The organism is Thermomonas sp. (assembly GCF_020850895.1).
Classification (GTDB): domain Bacteria; phylum Pseudomonadota; class Gammaproteobacteria; order Xanthomonadales; family Xanthomonadaceae; genus Thermomonas.
On record NZ_JADZDS010000104.1, the window covers coordinates 28,324 to 44,571 of the forward strand.

Annotated in this window: 11 protein-coding genes; 2 read left to right on the forward strand and 9 right to left on the reverse strand. The window is 66.3% G+C overall.

Translation table 11 applies throughout. The annotated features are described in order from the left end of the window. Nucleotides 1-20: 20 nt before the first annotated feature. The 9 genes from recD to IT472_RS09340 all read right to left on the reverse strand — a co-directional run bounded on the left by recD (nt 21) and on the right by IT472_RS09340 (nt 14,258). Nucleotides 21-1,814 (reverse strand): exodeoxyribonuclease V subunit alpha, encoded by a 1,794-nt coding sequence (gene recD / locus IT472_RS09300; protein ID WP_297181146.1) that lies wholly within the window; start codon nt 1,812-1,814, stop codon nt 21-23. Then, nucleotides 1,811-5,443 (reverse strand): exodeoxyribonuclease V subunit beta, encoded by a 3,633-nt coding sequence (locus IT472_RS09305; protein WP_297181148.1) that lies wholly within the window; start codon nt 5,441-5,443, stop codon nt 1,811-1,813. The genes recD and IT472_RS09305 overlap by 4 nt, the downstream gene beginning before the upstream one ends. Then, nucleotides 5,440-8,802, reverse strand: a complete 3,363-nt coding sequence (gene recC / locus IT472_RS09310; RefSeq protein WP_297181150.1) for an exodeoxyribonuclease V subunit gamma — start codon at nt 8,800-8,802, stop codon at nt 5,440-5,442. Before recC ends, IT472_RS09305 begins: the two co-directional genes overlap by 4 nt. Before the next feature lie 51 nt (nt 8,803-8,853). Then, nucleotides 8,854-9,021, reverse strand: coding sequence for a hypothetical protein (locus IT472_RS09315; RefSeq protein ID WP_297181152.1), 168 nt, complete (start codon nt 9,019-9,021; stop codon nt 8,854-8,856). Between the two features lie 83 nt (nt 9,022-9,104). Beyond that, entirely contained in the window at nt 9,105-10,604 is a 1,500-nt protein-coding gene (gene rmuC, locus IT472_RS09320; protein WP_297181154.1) for a DNA recombination protein RmuC, read from the reverse strand. 90 nt (nt 10,605-10,694) lie between these two features. Then, nucleotides 10,695-11,405: a VIT family protein gene (locus IT472_RS09325; protein ID WP_297181202.1), complete on the reverse strand. Its 711-nt coding sequence runs from the start codon at nt 11,403-11,405 to the stop codon at nt 10,695-10,697. A gap of 126 nt (nt 11,406-11,531) precedes the next feature. Beyond that, a complete protein-coding gene (locus tag IT472_RS09330; protein WP_297181156.1) occupies nt 11,532-11,690 on the reverse strand; it encodes a hypothetical protein in 159 nt (52 codons plus the stop codon). Nucleotides 11,691-11,742: 52 nt separating this feature from the next. Beyond that, nucleotides 11,743-12,957, reverse strand: coding sequence for a metallophosphoesterase (locus IT472_RS09335; RefSeq protein ID WP_297181157.1), 1,215 nt, complete (start codon nt 12,955-12,957; stop codon nt 11,743-11,745). A 131-nt stretch (nt 12,958-13,088) separates the two neighbouring features. Continuing rightward, nucleotides 13,089-14,258 (reverse strand): class I SAM-dependent rRNA methyltransferase, encoded by a 1,170-nt coding sequence (locus IT472_RS09340; RefSeq protein ID WP_297181160.1) that lies wholly within the window; start codon nt 14,256-14,258, stop codon nt 13,089-13,091. Between the two features lie 215 nt (nt 14,259-14,473). Here IT472_RS09340 and IT472_RS09345 point away from each other — a divergent pair, with 215 nt between their 5' ends. Both IT472_RS09345 and IT472_RS09350 read left to right on the forward strand, forming a co-directional pair. After that, nucleotides 14,474-15,430: a TerC family protein gene (locus tag IT472_RS09345; protein WP_297181162.1), complete on the forward strand. Its 957-nt coding sequence runs from the start codon at nt 14,474-14,476 to the stop codon at nt 15,428-15,430. Nucleotides 15,431-15,482: 52 nt separating this feature from the next. Continuing rightward, complete coding sequence (locus IT472_RS09350; RefSeq protein ID WP_297181164.1) at nt 15,483-16,247, forward strand: rhomboid family intramembrane serine protease; 765 nt, start codon at nt 15,483-15,485, stop codon at nt 16,245-16,247. Nucleotide 16,248: the final 1 nt, after the last annotated feature.

The window sequence follows — 16,248 nt, forward strand, 5'->3', positions numbered from 1 at the left end:
CGCGAATCAGTATGCGAAATCTATCCTGCGTCTGACACCGGGCAAACCGTCGCGGGGTACGGCTTCCGCACGCCGGCAACCTGCAACCGAGCAGTCAGCCCGGACACCCGCTGCGCGCGACGCGCCAGTGCGGTCGTCAGCACGTCCTCCGATGCCGCCAGGTGCAGCGAATTGCGGGCACGGGTGATGCCGGTGTAGAGCAGTTCGCGGCTGAGCACGCGGGCATCGCGGCCCGGAAGCTGCAGGAACACGGTGTCGAACTCACTGCCCTGGGCCTTGTGCACGGTCATCGCGAAGGCGGATTCGTGCGCAGGCAGCGCCGCAGGATGGAAAGCGCGCATGCCGCCACTGGCGGCGAACCAGACCCGAGGCTGGCCCTGCGCATCCGGCAGGCAGATCCCCACATCGCCGTTGGACAAGCCGTGCTCTGGGCTGTTCCGGGCGATCAGCAGCAGTCGGCCGCGGAACCATGCGGAGGATCGACCGGCCGGCTGGCCGGACAGCAGCGTTTCGATTCTCGCATTGAGCGTCGTGGCTCCCTGCGGACCGTCTCGCAGCGCGGTGAGCAGGCACATCGCACCGACGTGTTGCAGCGCCTGCGCAGGATCATCGAACGCGGCCAGCGCGCACCAGTGTTCCAGCAACTGCGGGCAGGCCGCCAACGGATCGGTGGCATCGGCATGGAATCGCACGTTGGACAGCCTGCCACCGTGCAACAGCGCGAGTGCCGATGCACTGTTGCCATCGCACACGGCCGCAGCCAAGGGTGCCAGGTCCAGCGCCGCGCTCTGCCGCCAACTGCGCTTAAGGTGCACGCGTGCACCCTGCAGCTCCTGCCCGTCGCCGGTGGCTCCGAGGATCGACGCCAGCACGTCGCCGGCTTCCACCGAGGGCAACTGGTCGGCATCCCCCAGCAAGATCAGCTGCGCGCCATCGGCCACCGCCTCGACCAGTTTGCACATCAGCGGCAGGTCCACCATCGAGGCCTCGTCGACCACCACGATGTCCAGTGGCAGCGGGTCCTCCGCGCCGTACCGGAACCGCGGCGTGTCCGGGATCACGCCCAACAGCCGGTGCAGGGTGCTGGCAGACTCCGGCAGGGCCGCACGCAATGTCGATTCCACGCCGTCTTCCGCCATCTGCGCGGCGGCGCGTTGCAGGTTCGCAGCCATGCGCTCGGCGGCGCGTCCGGTCGGTGCGGCCAGCGCGATACGCGGATCCGGCCGGCCAGCGTTCCGGGACTGCGCGATTCGCAGCACCAGCAATCGCGCGATGGTGGTGGTCTTGCCGGTGCCAGGGCCGCCGGTCACCAGCAGCAGGGTGCGTTCCAGCGCCAAGCGTGCCGCCTGCGCCTGCAGGTCGTCGGCATCCCCGGATGGAAAGAGTTGCCGGAACAGCGGCGCCAGTGGCGCGGGATCGGCATCGATGGAATGCGCGGCGATCCCCCGCAACCCTCGCGCCAGACGGCGCTCGTATTCGCGGTAGCGGCGCAGATACAGCAGGCCGTTTTCCAGCACCAATGGCTTCGGTTCCGATTCCAAATCCGGTTGTGCGGGCGATGCCACGCAGCGTGCGTCGGCCAACGCCCGCGCCCAGGCATCGACGGATGGCCAGGCCGTGTGCGACTCCACCAGCAGCTGCGGCCTGGCCAGATCCAGCGCCGCGTGGCCGTGTGATACCGCCAGCGAAGCCAGCGCCACGCCGGCCAACACGGCATCAGACGCGCCCGGATCCTGCCTCTGCACGGTTTCGGCCAGCGCCACATCGAGGGCCCGCAAGCTGCCGGTTTGCAGCAGTGACATCCACAGGCTCATGCCGCCACCTCCTGGATCGGAGCCGGTCCGAACAGGGTGTCGAGCGCCAAGACCAGCTGCGGGTCGAAACACTGCGCGTGGATGCCCGCACCGTCGGCGTCCTCGGCATGCACGCCACGGCAGAAGACGTAGCGGATGCCGCCGAGATCGCGCGCCGGATCGTAGCCACGTCCCAACCGAAAGCGTAGCCAGCGGTGCAGGGCCAGGGTGTAGATCAGCGCCTGCAGGTCGTATTCGCCGTCGCGCATGGCCAGACGCAGTGACGTCGCGTCGTAGCTTGGCAGGCGATTGGATTTGTAGTCGAGCACATACCACTGTCCGGCGTGGACATAGACCAGGTCGATGAACCCCGTCATCAATCCTTCCAGTCGGGTGCGCAAGCCGAAACGGTCGCGGTCGGGAACAATGCCGTGGGCGTGCAGCAACGCGAGCAGCGCATCGACATCGGTGGGTCGGATCGAGAACTGGAACTCGATTTCCGCCCGGTGCGACTCAAGCGGCAGGTCGCACAAGCGCAACTGTTCCGGCAATCGCGCAGTCAGCGTGTGCCCGACCAGTCGCGTGGCCAGCGTCACGCCGTCTGCGACTTCGGCGGCGGGATATCCCTGTTGCAGCAAGGCATCGACAAGGAATGCGTGCTGATCTGCCGGCGCCGATTCGCCATCGTGCCAAGCACACCAAGCGGAGAACGTCGTTTTCTCGAACATCGCGTGCAGGGCCACGCCAAAACGGGTGCCGGTGAACCGGCGGTCGCTGGCGCTTGAGTCTGCCATTCCATCGGGTTCGTCCGATTCGTCCTTCCCGCCTCCGGTTTCGAACGGCGTTGCGCCATGCTCGCCGCCACCCTTGGAATCGCGCAGTTGACTGAAGCTGTGCACCCACCAGTCGCCGTGGGTCAGGATGGACGCACTGCGGGCGGGCGCGACGTCCCGCCCCACCTCCAACGCCAGACGCGGGAGATCGTTCGGGGCGACCGTCGCATCCAGCACGATGTCCTGGCATTCGACCAGCGCCTGCGGGTCATCCAGCAAACGATTGAGCGCGGCCTTGTCGTGGTTGAAGAACGGCCCGAACGCCAGCCACAGCGCGTGGCGGGCGCGGGTCAAGCCGACGTACAGCAGGCGCGCTTCCTCGGCCAGTTCGGCTTGCTCCGCCTTTTCCTTGGCAGCCTTCCAAGCCTCGCCCGTCGAGTCGAACTTCCAATGCAGGCAGCGTGCCCCGTTCATTTCATCGTGCACCTCGCAGCAGCGGCCAAACGATGGCGGCTTGCGGCCAATCCCGACGAATGGCAGGAACACCAGCGGGTATTCCAGACCCTTGCTCTTGTGCAGGGTCACGATCTGCACCCGCTGCGCATCCGATTCCAGCCGCAACAGCTGACTGTCGTCGTCCTTGTCCGACTCGGCGATGCGCAGCGCCAGCCAAGCCACCAACCCATGCAGGCCCGATGCAAGTGCCTGTGCTTCCTGCAGAGCTTCGGCCAGCTGCAGGTAATTGCTCAACCGCCGTTCGCCATCCATGAGCCCAAGCAACCGCGTGGCCTGCTGTGCACACAGCTCGCTGATCATGGCCAGTGGCCCACCGCGCAGCAGTCGCAGCCGCCAAGCCTGCAGCGACTGCTGCCAGTTTAGGTGGAGCGCACCATCCTGTTCCAACCGGTCGATCTCGGTGGCAGAAACGCCCACCAGCACCGTTGCCAACGCCGCGCGCAGGCGTCCGTCCTCGCCCGCGTGCAGGAGTGCAAGCAACACGGCGTGAAGCTCACGGGCCTCATCCGTGGCGAAGATGCTCAACTTTCCGGCTGCGACTGCCGGAATGCCCAGCTGCACCAGCGCCTGCCGGATCCGGGTGGCTTCCTTGTGACTGCGCACCAGCACCGCGATGTCACCGGGAACAACCGGCTTCCCCTCGATCCGCGCGCGACCATCAACTGCCTGTGCCAGCACGGCGTGAATTGCGGCCGCGCAGGCGGCGGTGGCTTGGACGCGAGAGCCTTCAGCGTCCCAATCCTTCGGGCCGGCGCCGCGGCCATCAGTGGGGGAATCGTGACCCGACTGCCACAGGGTCAGTGCCGGCGCCGGTTCGCCGTCGATCTGGAAATCCGCATCCGAACGCTGGTCACCGGCTTCGACGATCCGGTACTGGATGCCGGCCTCGCAGAACGCGGCTCCTTCCTTGCCGGCATACAGCGCATTGACGGCGCGGATCAGGCCGGGGCGCGAGCGGAAGTTGCGAGTCAACTCGGGCGCCTTGGACACGCCCGGCAGTCCCGCAGCAGCCAGATAGGCCTGCACGTCACCACCGCGAAAACCGTAGATCGCCTGCTTGGGATCGCCGATCAGGAACAGCGCGGGACCCATGCTTTCGAAGCCGAATACCTGATTGAAGATCTGCCACTGGCGCGTATCGGTATCCTGGAATTCGTCCACCAGCGCCACCCGGTACTGCCCGCGCAGGGACTTCGCCAGCGTGCTGCCCTGATCGCCCGCGAGCGCATCGGCCACGCCAGTGATCAGGTCGTCGTACGTTTGCGAGCGCTGCACCTGCTTGATCTGCGCAGCGCGAACACGGGCCTCCGCACGCAGCGAATGCAAGCGCCGGATCCGTCGCTGGCGAACGACGGATTCCCATGCCTGCAGCGCAGCCAGATAGGAATCGACTACCTGGGTCAGCGATGCGGCCGGCGTCTTGCCCTTGAAAGCAGCCTTCGTGCCTTTTTCCAGCGCGGCCGGGGTGATTTTCGCCAGCTTGTCGTGGGGTTTGTCGGTGGTGTTGTGTCCCGCGGAAAACTGCACAAGCCAACCGCGCAGGTCAGCTTGCCAATCAAGCTTGTATTGCCCCAAATTCAAGATGCCTTCGACCGTGGCCTGCGCCAGCGCATCGAAAAACCTGTCCCCGTGGTCACACCAGTTCTGCCGCAGGGCTTCGGCGGCACGTGCCACGTCCTGCTGCGCGGCGGTCGTGTCGATGTCGTCGGTCGGCGCATCTGGCAACAGCGGAATCGGTTTCAGCAGGTGCTTGAGATCGTCGGCCAGCGCCGCATGGGTTTTCCACAACTCGACCAAGTCCAGTGCCGCGTCCGGATCCACCGCCCGGGCGCGCCAGAGGTCGGCGGCGAGGCGCGCGTGCAGGTCGCGCTCGCTGGTGAGCACGTCCTGTGCGACGAAGGTTCCACCCGCTTCCAATGCGTGCTCACCCAGCACGCGGGCGCAGAAGCCGTGGATGGTGAAGATCGCCGCCAGGTCGGTTTCCAGCACTGCCTCCCGCAGCCGCTGCTGCAGCATTTCCCATGTTTCACGCAGTGCCGACTGAACGTCTTCCTCCTGTCGCTGCAGATGGCGGCGGAGGATCTGTCGGGTCAATCCGGATTCGGGCGAATCTTCCGGGGCATCCTCGGTGCCACACACGTCCAACGCCAGCTGCAGGCGTTCGCGGATGCGCTTGCGCAGTTCCTGGGTGGCCGCAACGGTGTAAGTCACCGCCAGGATCTGGCTGACCCGCAGGCGCTCCTCAACCACCAGCCGCAGCACCAGGGTCGCCAAGGTGTATGTCTTGCCGGTGCCGGCGCTGGCCTCGATCAACTGCACGCCACGCAGCGGAAGGTCCAGATAGGGCTCGACGACGCTCATTCGGCCCCCTCGGTCTCATCCGATTCCGGCAACGACACGCCATCGATGACGATCGGTTCGGGTTGCGCCAAGGTCAACGCACCGAACACGAGGCCAGCGACGCGCGCGAATTCCGCGGCTTCTTCGCGCTGCGTAAACCAGTCTCGTCCGCGCAGTGCCAGACGCGACCCAGCTTCACTGCCTTCGGCAAAGCCCTTGTCCCAGCTGCCGCCATTCCATTTGCGGGCTGCATGCTTCAGACCCCTTGCGGGATTTTCGCGAGATTCATACAGCGCCCAACTGCTGTAGGGTGCAAACGCCAACGGCGTGCGCAGCCCGTCCCGCCGCAGGGCGAGCAACAAACGCAGCGCGTCGATCGCCCTTTCTCGATCACAGGGCGTGCGTGGGAAGGCAGCAATACCCACGCCTTCCCTCTCTTCGATTTCAACCAGTCCCAAGTCGACTCCGGCGGCACCAAGCAGCAGCCAATCCATGCCGTTGCGCAACACCGAATTGCCACTGGGCTTGCCGAAGCGCATCCTCACGGCACCGTGCGGATACACCTCGCGCAGGTGGCTCTGCAGGCGCAGGCCATCGATGTCCACATCCAACGCCACGTCGGTGGGCACCGCGCCACCTTGCCAGTTCAGGAACACGTCGACATACGGCCCGATCTCAGAGCGCAGGGCTTCCAGCACCTGCTCACCCATCGGACCGGCGGGCAGCAGGCCACGGGCGCGCAGCGTGGCAAGGATGTCTGACCACGCGTGTCCGGCCACGAGCGCATCGAACAGCGCGCTCTTGAGCCCGTGCTGTTCCAACGCGCTGTCTGGTAGCTGCAACGGCTCGATATCGTCCAGCACGTCTTCCAGAATCGGCAGGCGCAGATGCAGTCGCTGTCGCAGAAATTGTTCGGCGGGCGCCCGGAAGAACTGCCGCAGCGCCGTCAGCGACAGCACCTGTTCCGCTTCGCCAGATTCCGGCAACGACACATCGCGCGGCAACCACGCCGGCAGCGGCGTGCGCAATGCAGCTGGCAGGGCCGCGCCACGCCAGTCATCGCGGCAGCTGAAGCGGCGTGGATCCTTGCCATCACCAAACGCAGCGGCCGAGAACGGCTGCAGCGGATGCTGGAGCACCAGTTGCTGCGCCACCGGCGATTCGCCGGAGACCGGTGGCATGTGGCAAGCGGCCGCAGCCGCCAGCAGTTCGGTCACCAGCGTCGACGGCTCGCGGTCGCTGCCATCGCGTGGATCCTTGCCAATCCAGCTGAGGTACAGCACCTCCTGCGCCGCGGCAAACAACTGCAGGAACAGGAAGCGATCATCCTCGCGGATGCTGCGGTCACCGGGGCGACGGCGCTCCGTGCCCAGCTCCGCGGTCAGGCGGTTCAGCCCGGCGGCCGGATCGCTGCGCGGGAACTCGCCTTCGTTCATACCCAGCAGGCAAACCACCCGGAACGGCAGCAAGCGCATCGGCACCATCCGAGCCACGCTCACGCCGCCGGTCAGCAGCGGCGCGCGGGTGTCGGCCTCGTTCAACCGCGCGGTGAAACAGGTGCGCACCAGCTCGAACGGGACCGCTTCGTCCACGCCAGCACGTTCGGCCTGATCGGCAAACTCGACGATCAGGGTGCGCAGGCGTTCCAGGCTGCGTGCCGCGGCGCGGTCCCTGGGCGGTCTTGGCAACAGAACCGAAAGCAGCGCCTGCAACAGGTCACGCCATTGCGCTGGCGGCATCGGGACGCGGAATCGCGCTTCGTGCCTGGCCAACACCCGCAGCAGGCGCAGCAACGCGTCCATGGCCGTCAGAACGCCGCCTTCCAGGTCCGTCCACGGCGCCACACCACCGATCAACGCCTCGCTGTCGCTGGCATGGCCAAGCAGCAGGCGGTCCAGCGCGAATTGCCACGTGTACGCGGTTTCTCGAGGCGCCCCGCTGCGATCGCGGTGTTCTGCATCCAGCCCCCAGCGCGCACCAGCGGCGTGGAGCCAACTGCGCAGGCGTTCGATGTCTTCCGGCCCCACGTCGAAGGCTTCGGCCAGTGCTGGGCTGGCCAGCAGGTCGAGTACGTCCTCGAGGCCGAACCGCGACACCGGCAGGGCCAGCAGACGCAAGAACACCTCGGCCAGCGGTTCGCACTGCAGCGGGCTCGAATCGGCCAGCGTGTACGGGATTCGGCCCTCGCGCCCGTGTTCGCCGGCACCACCGAACACGGCGTCCAGATACGGTGCGTAGAGATCGATGTCCGGGGCCAGCACCGCGATCTCGCGCGGCTGCAGCGGCGGATCGAAACTGCGGCCTTCCGGCAACGTTGGATCAAGCAGCACGCGCAGGCGATCATGCAGGACTTGCAACTCGCGCAGGCGTGTGTGGCAGGCGTGGAACTGCAGGCTGCAATCGCTGCGATCCACCGCAGCGCGCTGCGCCTGCACCGGGGGTGCCCGACGGTGGAGAAGGTCTGACTGCATCTGCCGCAGCAGGCTGCATGGCTGCTGCGGGTCTGCCGGTGCGGGGTCTGGATGGGCCTTGATGTCCAGCGACGGATGCACGACCTCGTAGCCTTCCAGCAGGGCCACGAAATCGCGGCCCGCAGCGCCCCAATCACGCAGCAGTGGGTTCTCGTCCGGGCCTTGCATTTGCCGCGACTGCAGGTCGCCCCAATACTCACGGGTCGGGTTGGGTAGGTAGAAGTGCAGCGTGCCGATCCGGGCCTGGCTCGCCAACACCCGCAATACGTCCGGCGAGATGTTGAGCGCCGCAAACACGAACAGGCGCGCGGGCAACCCTTCGGGCCGGCCATCGCCGTCGGAAAACCGCGCCAAATACTCGCCGATACGCCGGGCCCGGTGCGTGCGGCCATGGGTGACCGCTCGCCACAGGATTGCCTGCGGATCGTCGGGATCGGCTCCATCGTCCCAGCGCAGCAGCCAGTCGCGACGCCACGCCGAATAGCGGGTGTAGACCCGGGCCAGTTCTTCCGCCAGCGCCCAACGCTTGCCGGCGTCACCATCGCGCAGATGGGCAGCAATCGAGGCCAGCGCCGGCCGGGACAGCAGTTCGACATCACCCAACGCGGCATGCAGGCGCCAGCACAGCGCTTCGGCGTCGAGGTCAGTGTTGGATGCCCCCAGATTGGCATCCAGCGCCTGCTGGACGAACTCGCCCGGAGCGAGGAACTTCAGGTTCGCCGCCACCCCGAATTTCTCGGCCAGCGTCGCCTGCAGCCAGCGCCGCATCGCCGGCTGCGGGATCAGGATCACGTCCGGCTCCAGCAACCCGCGTCCGGCCACCGGCCGGCGCAATTCTTCTGCCATCAGTGCAGCCAACACGTCCAGCGCGCTGGAGTGGTAGAGGCGGAAATCGGTGGCGGCGATCATCGTCCCGTCATTGTGCCGGAGACGTGTCGCATGGCATGCGACGCGCATGCATCACGCATCGTCATCGGCACGATCGACCGCCACGAACCCCAATAACTGCTGGGTTTCCCCGTTTGGCAGGGCATCCACGACGTGCAGCTTCCGGTTCGGCGTCCACGTGCACTCGCCGGGGTCCTCGATCCTGTTGCCGGCCTCCCGCACGTTCTTTGCGGCCCGCACGTCAACGATGCCAGCGCAACGCCTGCGATTGATGCACCGACCTGCCTCACTCCAGCTGCCGGCCAGGGGACCCACGCTTGGCATCAGGGCGGGCCCGGAAGATCGTCCGGGTCGGGTCGCAGTTCGGCGGGCAGCGCTTTCTTGCCCTTGGCCCCCAGCTCGACCAGACGGCGTGCGCGCGGGAACAACGCCTGATTGGATTCACTCAGTTTTCCACGCGCCGCCCTGAAGGCAGTGTGTGCATCATCCAGTTGTTTTCCGACCCGATCGAAATCGCTCATGAAATTGGTCAGCGCGTCCAGCACCAGCCCACCCATCCTGGCGATTTCGGACGCTTCGCGCTGGATCTTGTCGCGTGTCCACAGGCGTTCGACCACCCGCAGCAATGCCATCAGCGTGTTCGGCGAAGCGAATACGATTTTCTGCTCGAACGCGTAGGTTTGCAGCGACCCGTCGAACCCCAGCGCCGCCGACAGCGCGCCCTCGATCGGCACGAAGGCGATGGTGACTTCCAATGTGCTCTCGCCCAGTGTCATGGGGTAGTTCTTGCCGCCCAAGTCCCTGACGTGCTGACGCAACCCGACCGCGTGCCGGCGCAGCGCATCCTGCTGTGCTTCCGGGGTTTCCGCGTTCATCGCCTCCTGCCAGGCGATCAGGTTGACCTTGCTGTCGACCACGATCTGGCGATCATCCGGCAGCTTGACCACGATGTCAGGGCGCTGGCGGTCACCTTCGTCCGTGGTCGCCGATTGCTGCCGCTGATAGTGCTCGCCTTCGACCAGCCCCGAGCCTTGCAGGACGTTTTCCAGCATCAGCTCACCCCAATCGCCGCGCACCTTGGCATTGCCGCGCAGGGCACGGGTCAATTCGTGGGCACGCTGGGCCATGTCGTGATTGAGGCTCTTGAGTTCGTCGATCCTGCCGACCAGGGTGGCGCGCTGGCGGGTGTCCTCGCCGTGCAGGATGTCCACACGCTGGCGGAACCCGGCGAGTTGCTCGGCAAAAGGCTTCAACAACAGGTCAATGTCATTTTTCGACTGCAGCGTCGCCTGTCGGGTGCGTTCGTCGAATGCCTTGCTCGCCAGTTCTGCAAACGCACCCGACAGGCGTGCCTGCGCGCTGTCGAGGAAGGCCCGCATTTCGTCCTTGCTGCGCTCGCTATGGCTCAGCTTCGACTCGCGTTCGGCCAACTGGGCACGCAGCGTGTCGCGCTCGTCACGCAGCGCATCACGCTCCGCTTCCACGGCGGCACGGTGCAGTTCGTCCTGTTGGCGAGCGCTGGTCTGTGCTGCAAGTCCGGCCTGCGCTTCGGCTGCAGTCTGTTGGCTGTCCTGCAGGACCGTGCGCATCACTGCCAAGTCCTGCTCAGCCTTGGCCAACATGGCTGCGCGTTCCGCCAAGCGCGCCGCGTCCGCCACGGCGGATTGGCGGGCGTTGCGCTCCCGCTCCAAATCCGCAGCGAGGCGCTCGCGATCTTCGCGGATCGCAAGTTCCACGCGCTTGTCCGGTTTGCGCAGCAGCAGCACCAACACGGCCACGACGGTGATCAACAGCGCAACCAGCAGGATGGTTTGCATCTCCATCCCGGCAGTTTAGCCAGAGCGCGTCGCAAATCCCGCGACGGGCACCGCAGCGCACGTTTGCGGAGCCAATCGGGGCATGCCCGCCATGGACTAGGCCACCGACACCCTGAACATCCAGCCAATCAGCGCCGTTCCCGCCTGCGCCAGCGTGCCCCAGAGCAGCACGCGCGTTGCGCCCTTCCAGCCGCCGCCGCCGGCGATCCGTTCGGCCACGTAGCCCAGCAGCGCCAACAACAGCAGGGAACTGGCCACGATCGCCACGCCCAAGCCCGGCCCCCGCCACAGCCAGCACAGCAGCACCGGCGGCAGCGCGCCAACCGTGAACGCCGCAGCCGATGCAATCCCCGCCTGCCCCGGTCGGGCGCGTTGGGCATCGTTGATCCCGACCTCATCACGCAGGTGCGCGCCCAAGACATCGTGTTCTGTCAACTGCACCGCTACGGCATGCGCCAACTCCGGAGTCAGGCCGCGCTGGATGTAGATGTTGGTCAGTTCCTTCAATTCCAGGTCGGGATGCTCACGCAGGGCGCGGGATTCGATCCGCACATCAGCATGTTCGGCATCCCGCTGTGAGCTGACCGAAACATACTCACCAGCCGCCATCGACAGTGCACCAGCCACCAGCCCGGCCAGGCCACTGAGCAGGATGGTGGTGGGTTGGGCCTGCGCTGCAGCCATGCCAAGCATCAGGCTGCTGGTGGAAATCAGGCCGTCGTTGGCACCCAGCACCGCCGCGCGCAGCCAGCCGCTGTTCTGGCTGCGGTGGGGTTCGTGATGGTGATGGTGCTCGTCGTGGATCATGCGTGAACGGGCCCGGAACGCGGCATGGGAAACGCCCGCCTCGTGGAGGATTGTAAGCACGGGACCGCCACATGGCCTTGCCCCAGGCCACCTGACGGCGCGAACGGGCATCCAAGGCCGAACCCGTCAGGACTGGAATTGCGCTGCAGCCATGCCAAGCATCAGGCTGCTGGTGGAAATCAGGCCGTCGTCGGCGCCCGGCACCGTCATGCGCAACCAGCCGCTGTTCGGGTTCGGTGTGGCTCGTGGTGGTGCGGCAGGTTCATCGCGGACGAACCAGCGCATGACGGTCGCAGGCGCGGCGCAGGGCTTGCCGCTGTCGGCAAGGCCAGCGCCCTCACTCGGTCAGGTTCACCGCTGACGCCAACGCGGCGCGGCCACCGGCGGCATCGACCCGCCACAGGTCGCCGTCTGCAAACAGGATGCCTTCGTTGACACCATCCACATGCGCCACGTCGGTGCGCAGCACGCGCCCGCCGTAGGCCTGGCCCACATGCGCGGTCAGGGTGTGGCCGATGGCGATGCGCCGCGCGCCGTACTTCGCCAGCAGCGCATCGACATGCGCAGCGCTGGCCAGCGGCGTCGACTCGGTGGCCTTGGCCAGCCCGCGATACCACGACAGCCCGTGGCGGCCGAGGATCGCCTCCATGCCCGGGTTGTCCGGCTCGGCGAACACCCCGGTGTAGCGCGCAGCCAGCCGGTCGATCGCGGCCAGGTCCAGCCCGGCCGCCAGCACCTGCGGACTGACCCCGCCGTGGGTGAACAAGGTGTCGCCGACCCGCACCATCACCGGCTTGCTGCGCAGCCAACGGCCCAATTCGGTCCGCGGTGACCACAAATCGCCATGGTCGCTCCCGGCCACGCGCGCGCTGCCGTAGTACTTGTCATGGGTCGATTTCATCCGCCCTTGCAGCAGGTACTGCTCGTGGTTGCCAAGCACGTAATGCAGCGCGCCGCCCGCGGCGGCGGCCTCCGCTTCCAGCCGGTACAACAGCCACAGCAGCGGCACCACGTTGTCGCCGCGATCCACCATGTCGCCCAGCAGTACCAACTGCCCGCGGCCGTAGGCCCAATGCAACTGCGCGTCGATCACGCCCTGCGCGCGAAGCAGGCGGGTGGCGGCGGCGAAATTGCCTTCAAGATCCGAGACCGCAAGCAAGCGCTCCGGCATCGGCCACTGCAGTGCCGGTCGTGGATAACGGCTACGCAGCGGCACCGTGAAGCGCGTGCCGACGGCATCATCGACGATGACGTCGATATCGCCGTCCACCGGCGTACGCACGGCCCGTGCCTCGCCGTCGGCCGTCGGCACCAGGTTCAAGGCGATACGCTGTCCAACTGCGTCGATGACGTAGGGACCATCGCGCCGCGCCGGCACCGGCGGGTATTCGTTGAACAGCCAGACCCCGGCGTCCTTCGCATAGCCCGTCACCTTGCCGTCATACCTGCCGATGACAACGCCCTTGATCCGCGATACCAGCGGGATCGCCAGCACCAGCAGGGCGATGGCGACCAGCGTGAACCGCAACAGCCGTTTGCCGAAACACCTCATTCCGCCACTCCCGGTCGAGAATGGCCGATATCAGCACATGGGCGGCGCGGATGCCAGGCCAAGCGACGAGTGCGGGCTCCGGCGGCATGAAGCACGATCCAGGGCGACGGCGCCGCAAGCGGCCATGGCCGTCAGTCCAGCACCCGGCAGAACACCGCCTTCAGATAGCGCGACTCGGGCACCTGCGCCAGCCACGGGTGATCCGCGCCGGCGCCGGCGACCTTCAAGATCTGCACGGTGCGGCCGGCATAGAACGCGGCGCGGCGCAGCATGTCGAGGAATTGGTCTTCGCTGACCAGGCCGGTGCAGCTGAAGGTGGCGAACAGGCCACCCGGCTTGACCACACCCAGCGCCAGCTTGTTCATGTCGAGGTATTTCTTCAGCGCGTTGATGACCTGTTCGCGGTCGCGGGTCATCTTGGCCGGGTCGAGTATGACTACGTCGAACTGCTCGCCATTGATCGCCGCATCGCGCAGCCACGGGAAGAGATCGGCCTGGATGAAACGCGGTTTGACCTTGTTGAGATGGGCGTTTTCCTTCGCGATCTCGATCACCGCCGGATCGATATCAATCCCGACCACCTCGCTGGCGCCGCGCGCCGCTGCGTACACGCCGAAACCGCCGGTGTTGCAGCACAGGTCCAGCACGCGCTTGCCTTCGCACTGTTGCGACAGCCATTGCCGGTTCTCGCGCTGGTCGGCGAAGAACCCGGTCTTGTGCGCGCCGGCCGGGTCGGCGCGGAACTTCACGCCATACTCGGTGACGATGGCCGGCTCGGTGCCCTGGGTGTCCTTGTAGTCGAAGCTCTCCTGCTTCTGCACATGCTCGTCGGCGAAGCTGTGGAAGCGGCAGCCGGGGAAATGCGTGCGCAGCGCATCGAAAATGATGCTGCGGTGCCGCCACGCGCCGGCGCTGAAGAACTCGACCACCAGCAGGTCATCGTAACGATCCACCACCAAGCCGCTGATGCCATCGCCCTCGCTGTGCACCACGCGCCATGCGTTGGATACCGCATCCAGCTTCAGGACTTCGCGGCGCAGGCGCACCGCCGCGCCGATCTTGCGCACGAACCAGTCGGCATCCACCGCCACGTCCGGATCCTTCTCCAGCATCCGCAGCGCGATCCGCGAATGGCCGTTGTAGAAGCCACGCCCGATCCACACCCCATCCACGCCGACCACATCGACAATGCTGCCGGGCTTGGGCTTTTGCGCGGGCTTGTCCACCAGCCGCTGGAAAATCCACGGATGGGTGGAGTTCCAGGCGTTCTTGAGCTGGACGACGGGCAGAGCTTCGGTCATGGCGATGTTCATGTTTCTGTCACACAAGTGGGCTATTGTCGCCCAAGAAGGGGAGTAACTCCGCGCGCGGACGTCGTCAGTACGGGTCAAGACCGACCCCGGCGCCGCGGCAGGCCAACGGCCCGTGAGTGAGACCTTCGCCGACTGGCGAAGCGCGCTTCCTTTCCATGTGCCCTGCATGGACGCCCTCCGCCTGCTAACCGGTGGAGGCGTGCATGGAAACGATCGGATCCCCCTTGCTCTGGCTGGTGTTCGCCGGGGTCGTGCTGGTCGCCCTGGTGGGCGATCTGGTGCTGATGCGCCACGGTGGCGCCCACAAGGTCAGCTTCAAGGAAGCGGCGTGGTGGAGCCTGGGCTGGGTGGCGCTGGCGCTGGCCTTCAACGGCTGGCTGTGGTGGCACGCCGGCCAGCAGTTCGGCCCAGAGACAGGCAACCGCATCGGCATGGAGTTCCTGACCGGCTATCTGGTCGAGAAGGCGCTGGCGGTCGACAACATCTTCGTGTTCCTGATGCTGTTCAACTATTTCGCAGTGCCGGAGTTGCAGCGCCAGCGTGCGTTGGTGATCGGCATCATCGGCGCAATTGTCTTGCGCGCGATCCTGATCTTCGCCGGCGCCCTGTTGCTGGCGAAATTCCACTGGGTTCTCTATCTCTTCGGCGCCTTCCTGCTGCTGACCGGGATCAAGATGTGGCGGGCTGCCGGGCAGGAGCCCGACCTCGAAACCAATCCCGTCCTGCGCTGGCTGACCGCGCATGTGCCCTTCCTGCGCCGCTATTACGGCGGCGCGCTGTGGATCGGACAAGGACGCCGGCGCAAGTTCACCCCACTGTTCATCGTGATCGTGATGCTGGGCATCACCGACGTGATCTTCGCGGTGGATTCGATCCCGGCAATCTTCGCGATCACCACCGATCCATTCATCGTGCTGACTTCGAACGTGTTCGCGGTGCTTGGCCTGCGCGCAATGTTCTTCCTGCTGCAGGGCATGGCCGATCGTTTTCACCTGCTGCCCTACGGGCTGGCGCTGGTGCTGGCCTTCATCGGCGCAAAGATGCTCCTGCTCGACGTGGTCAAGATCCCAGTGTTGCTGTCGCTGGGTGCCGTAGCCGCAATCATCGGGGTGACGATTGCGCTCAGCTTGACGCGGCCGGCGGCGGCGAAGGCAGCATGAGCGGAGTGTGGGTGGGGCTTGCGTTTCGGCAGCCCCGCCCCACCTCAGGAAGATGTCCACGCAATCGCCCGCCGCCGCGCAGCGCCAAGCCGACCGCAGGCGAATGTGGCGGGCGGCGGTGGCCAGCGGCGGCTTCGTGGCGCTGCTGTGGCTGTGTTTCGGCCTCCAGCAGACCTTCGACTGGACCTTGCTCTCCGTCACCCCGCACACGGCGGAAGGCTTGCTCGGCCTGCTGACAGCACCGCTGCTGCACGGGTCGTTCGCGCATCTGCTGGCCAACTGCACGGCGCTGTTGCTGCTGGGAACGCTGGCGGGCATCGCCTATCCGCGCACCAGTCTGCGGGCGCTGCCGCTGCTGTGGCTGGGTTCGGGGCTGGGCGCGTGGCTGCTGGGCCAGCCCGAATCGCATCATCTGGGCGCCAGCGGGCTCGCGCATGGCCTCATGTTCCTGCTGTTCACGCTCGGCCTGCTGCGCCGGGACCGCGCCTCGATCGCCACCGGGATGATCGCGTTCCTGTTCTTCGGTGGCATGCTGCTGACGATTTTCCCGCGAGAAGCTGGCGTTTCGTGGGAATCACACCTCGGCGGCGCACTGGCAGGAATCCTCGCAGCGATCCTGTTCCGTCGCAGCGATCCGACGCCTGCGCGGAAAAAATACAGTTGGGAAATCGAGGAAGAACTGGAACGGGAGCAGGCGCAGGCCGGATTCGACACCTTCGAAACCCGCGCACCGGAGGATGTGCCGGTGATCTGGCACCGCGATACCGAGCCCGAACGACGGGGTGTGGTGCTGACGTTCCATCGCACTGACGACTGAG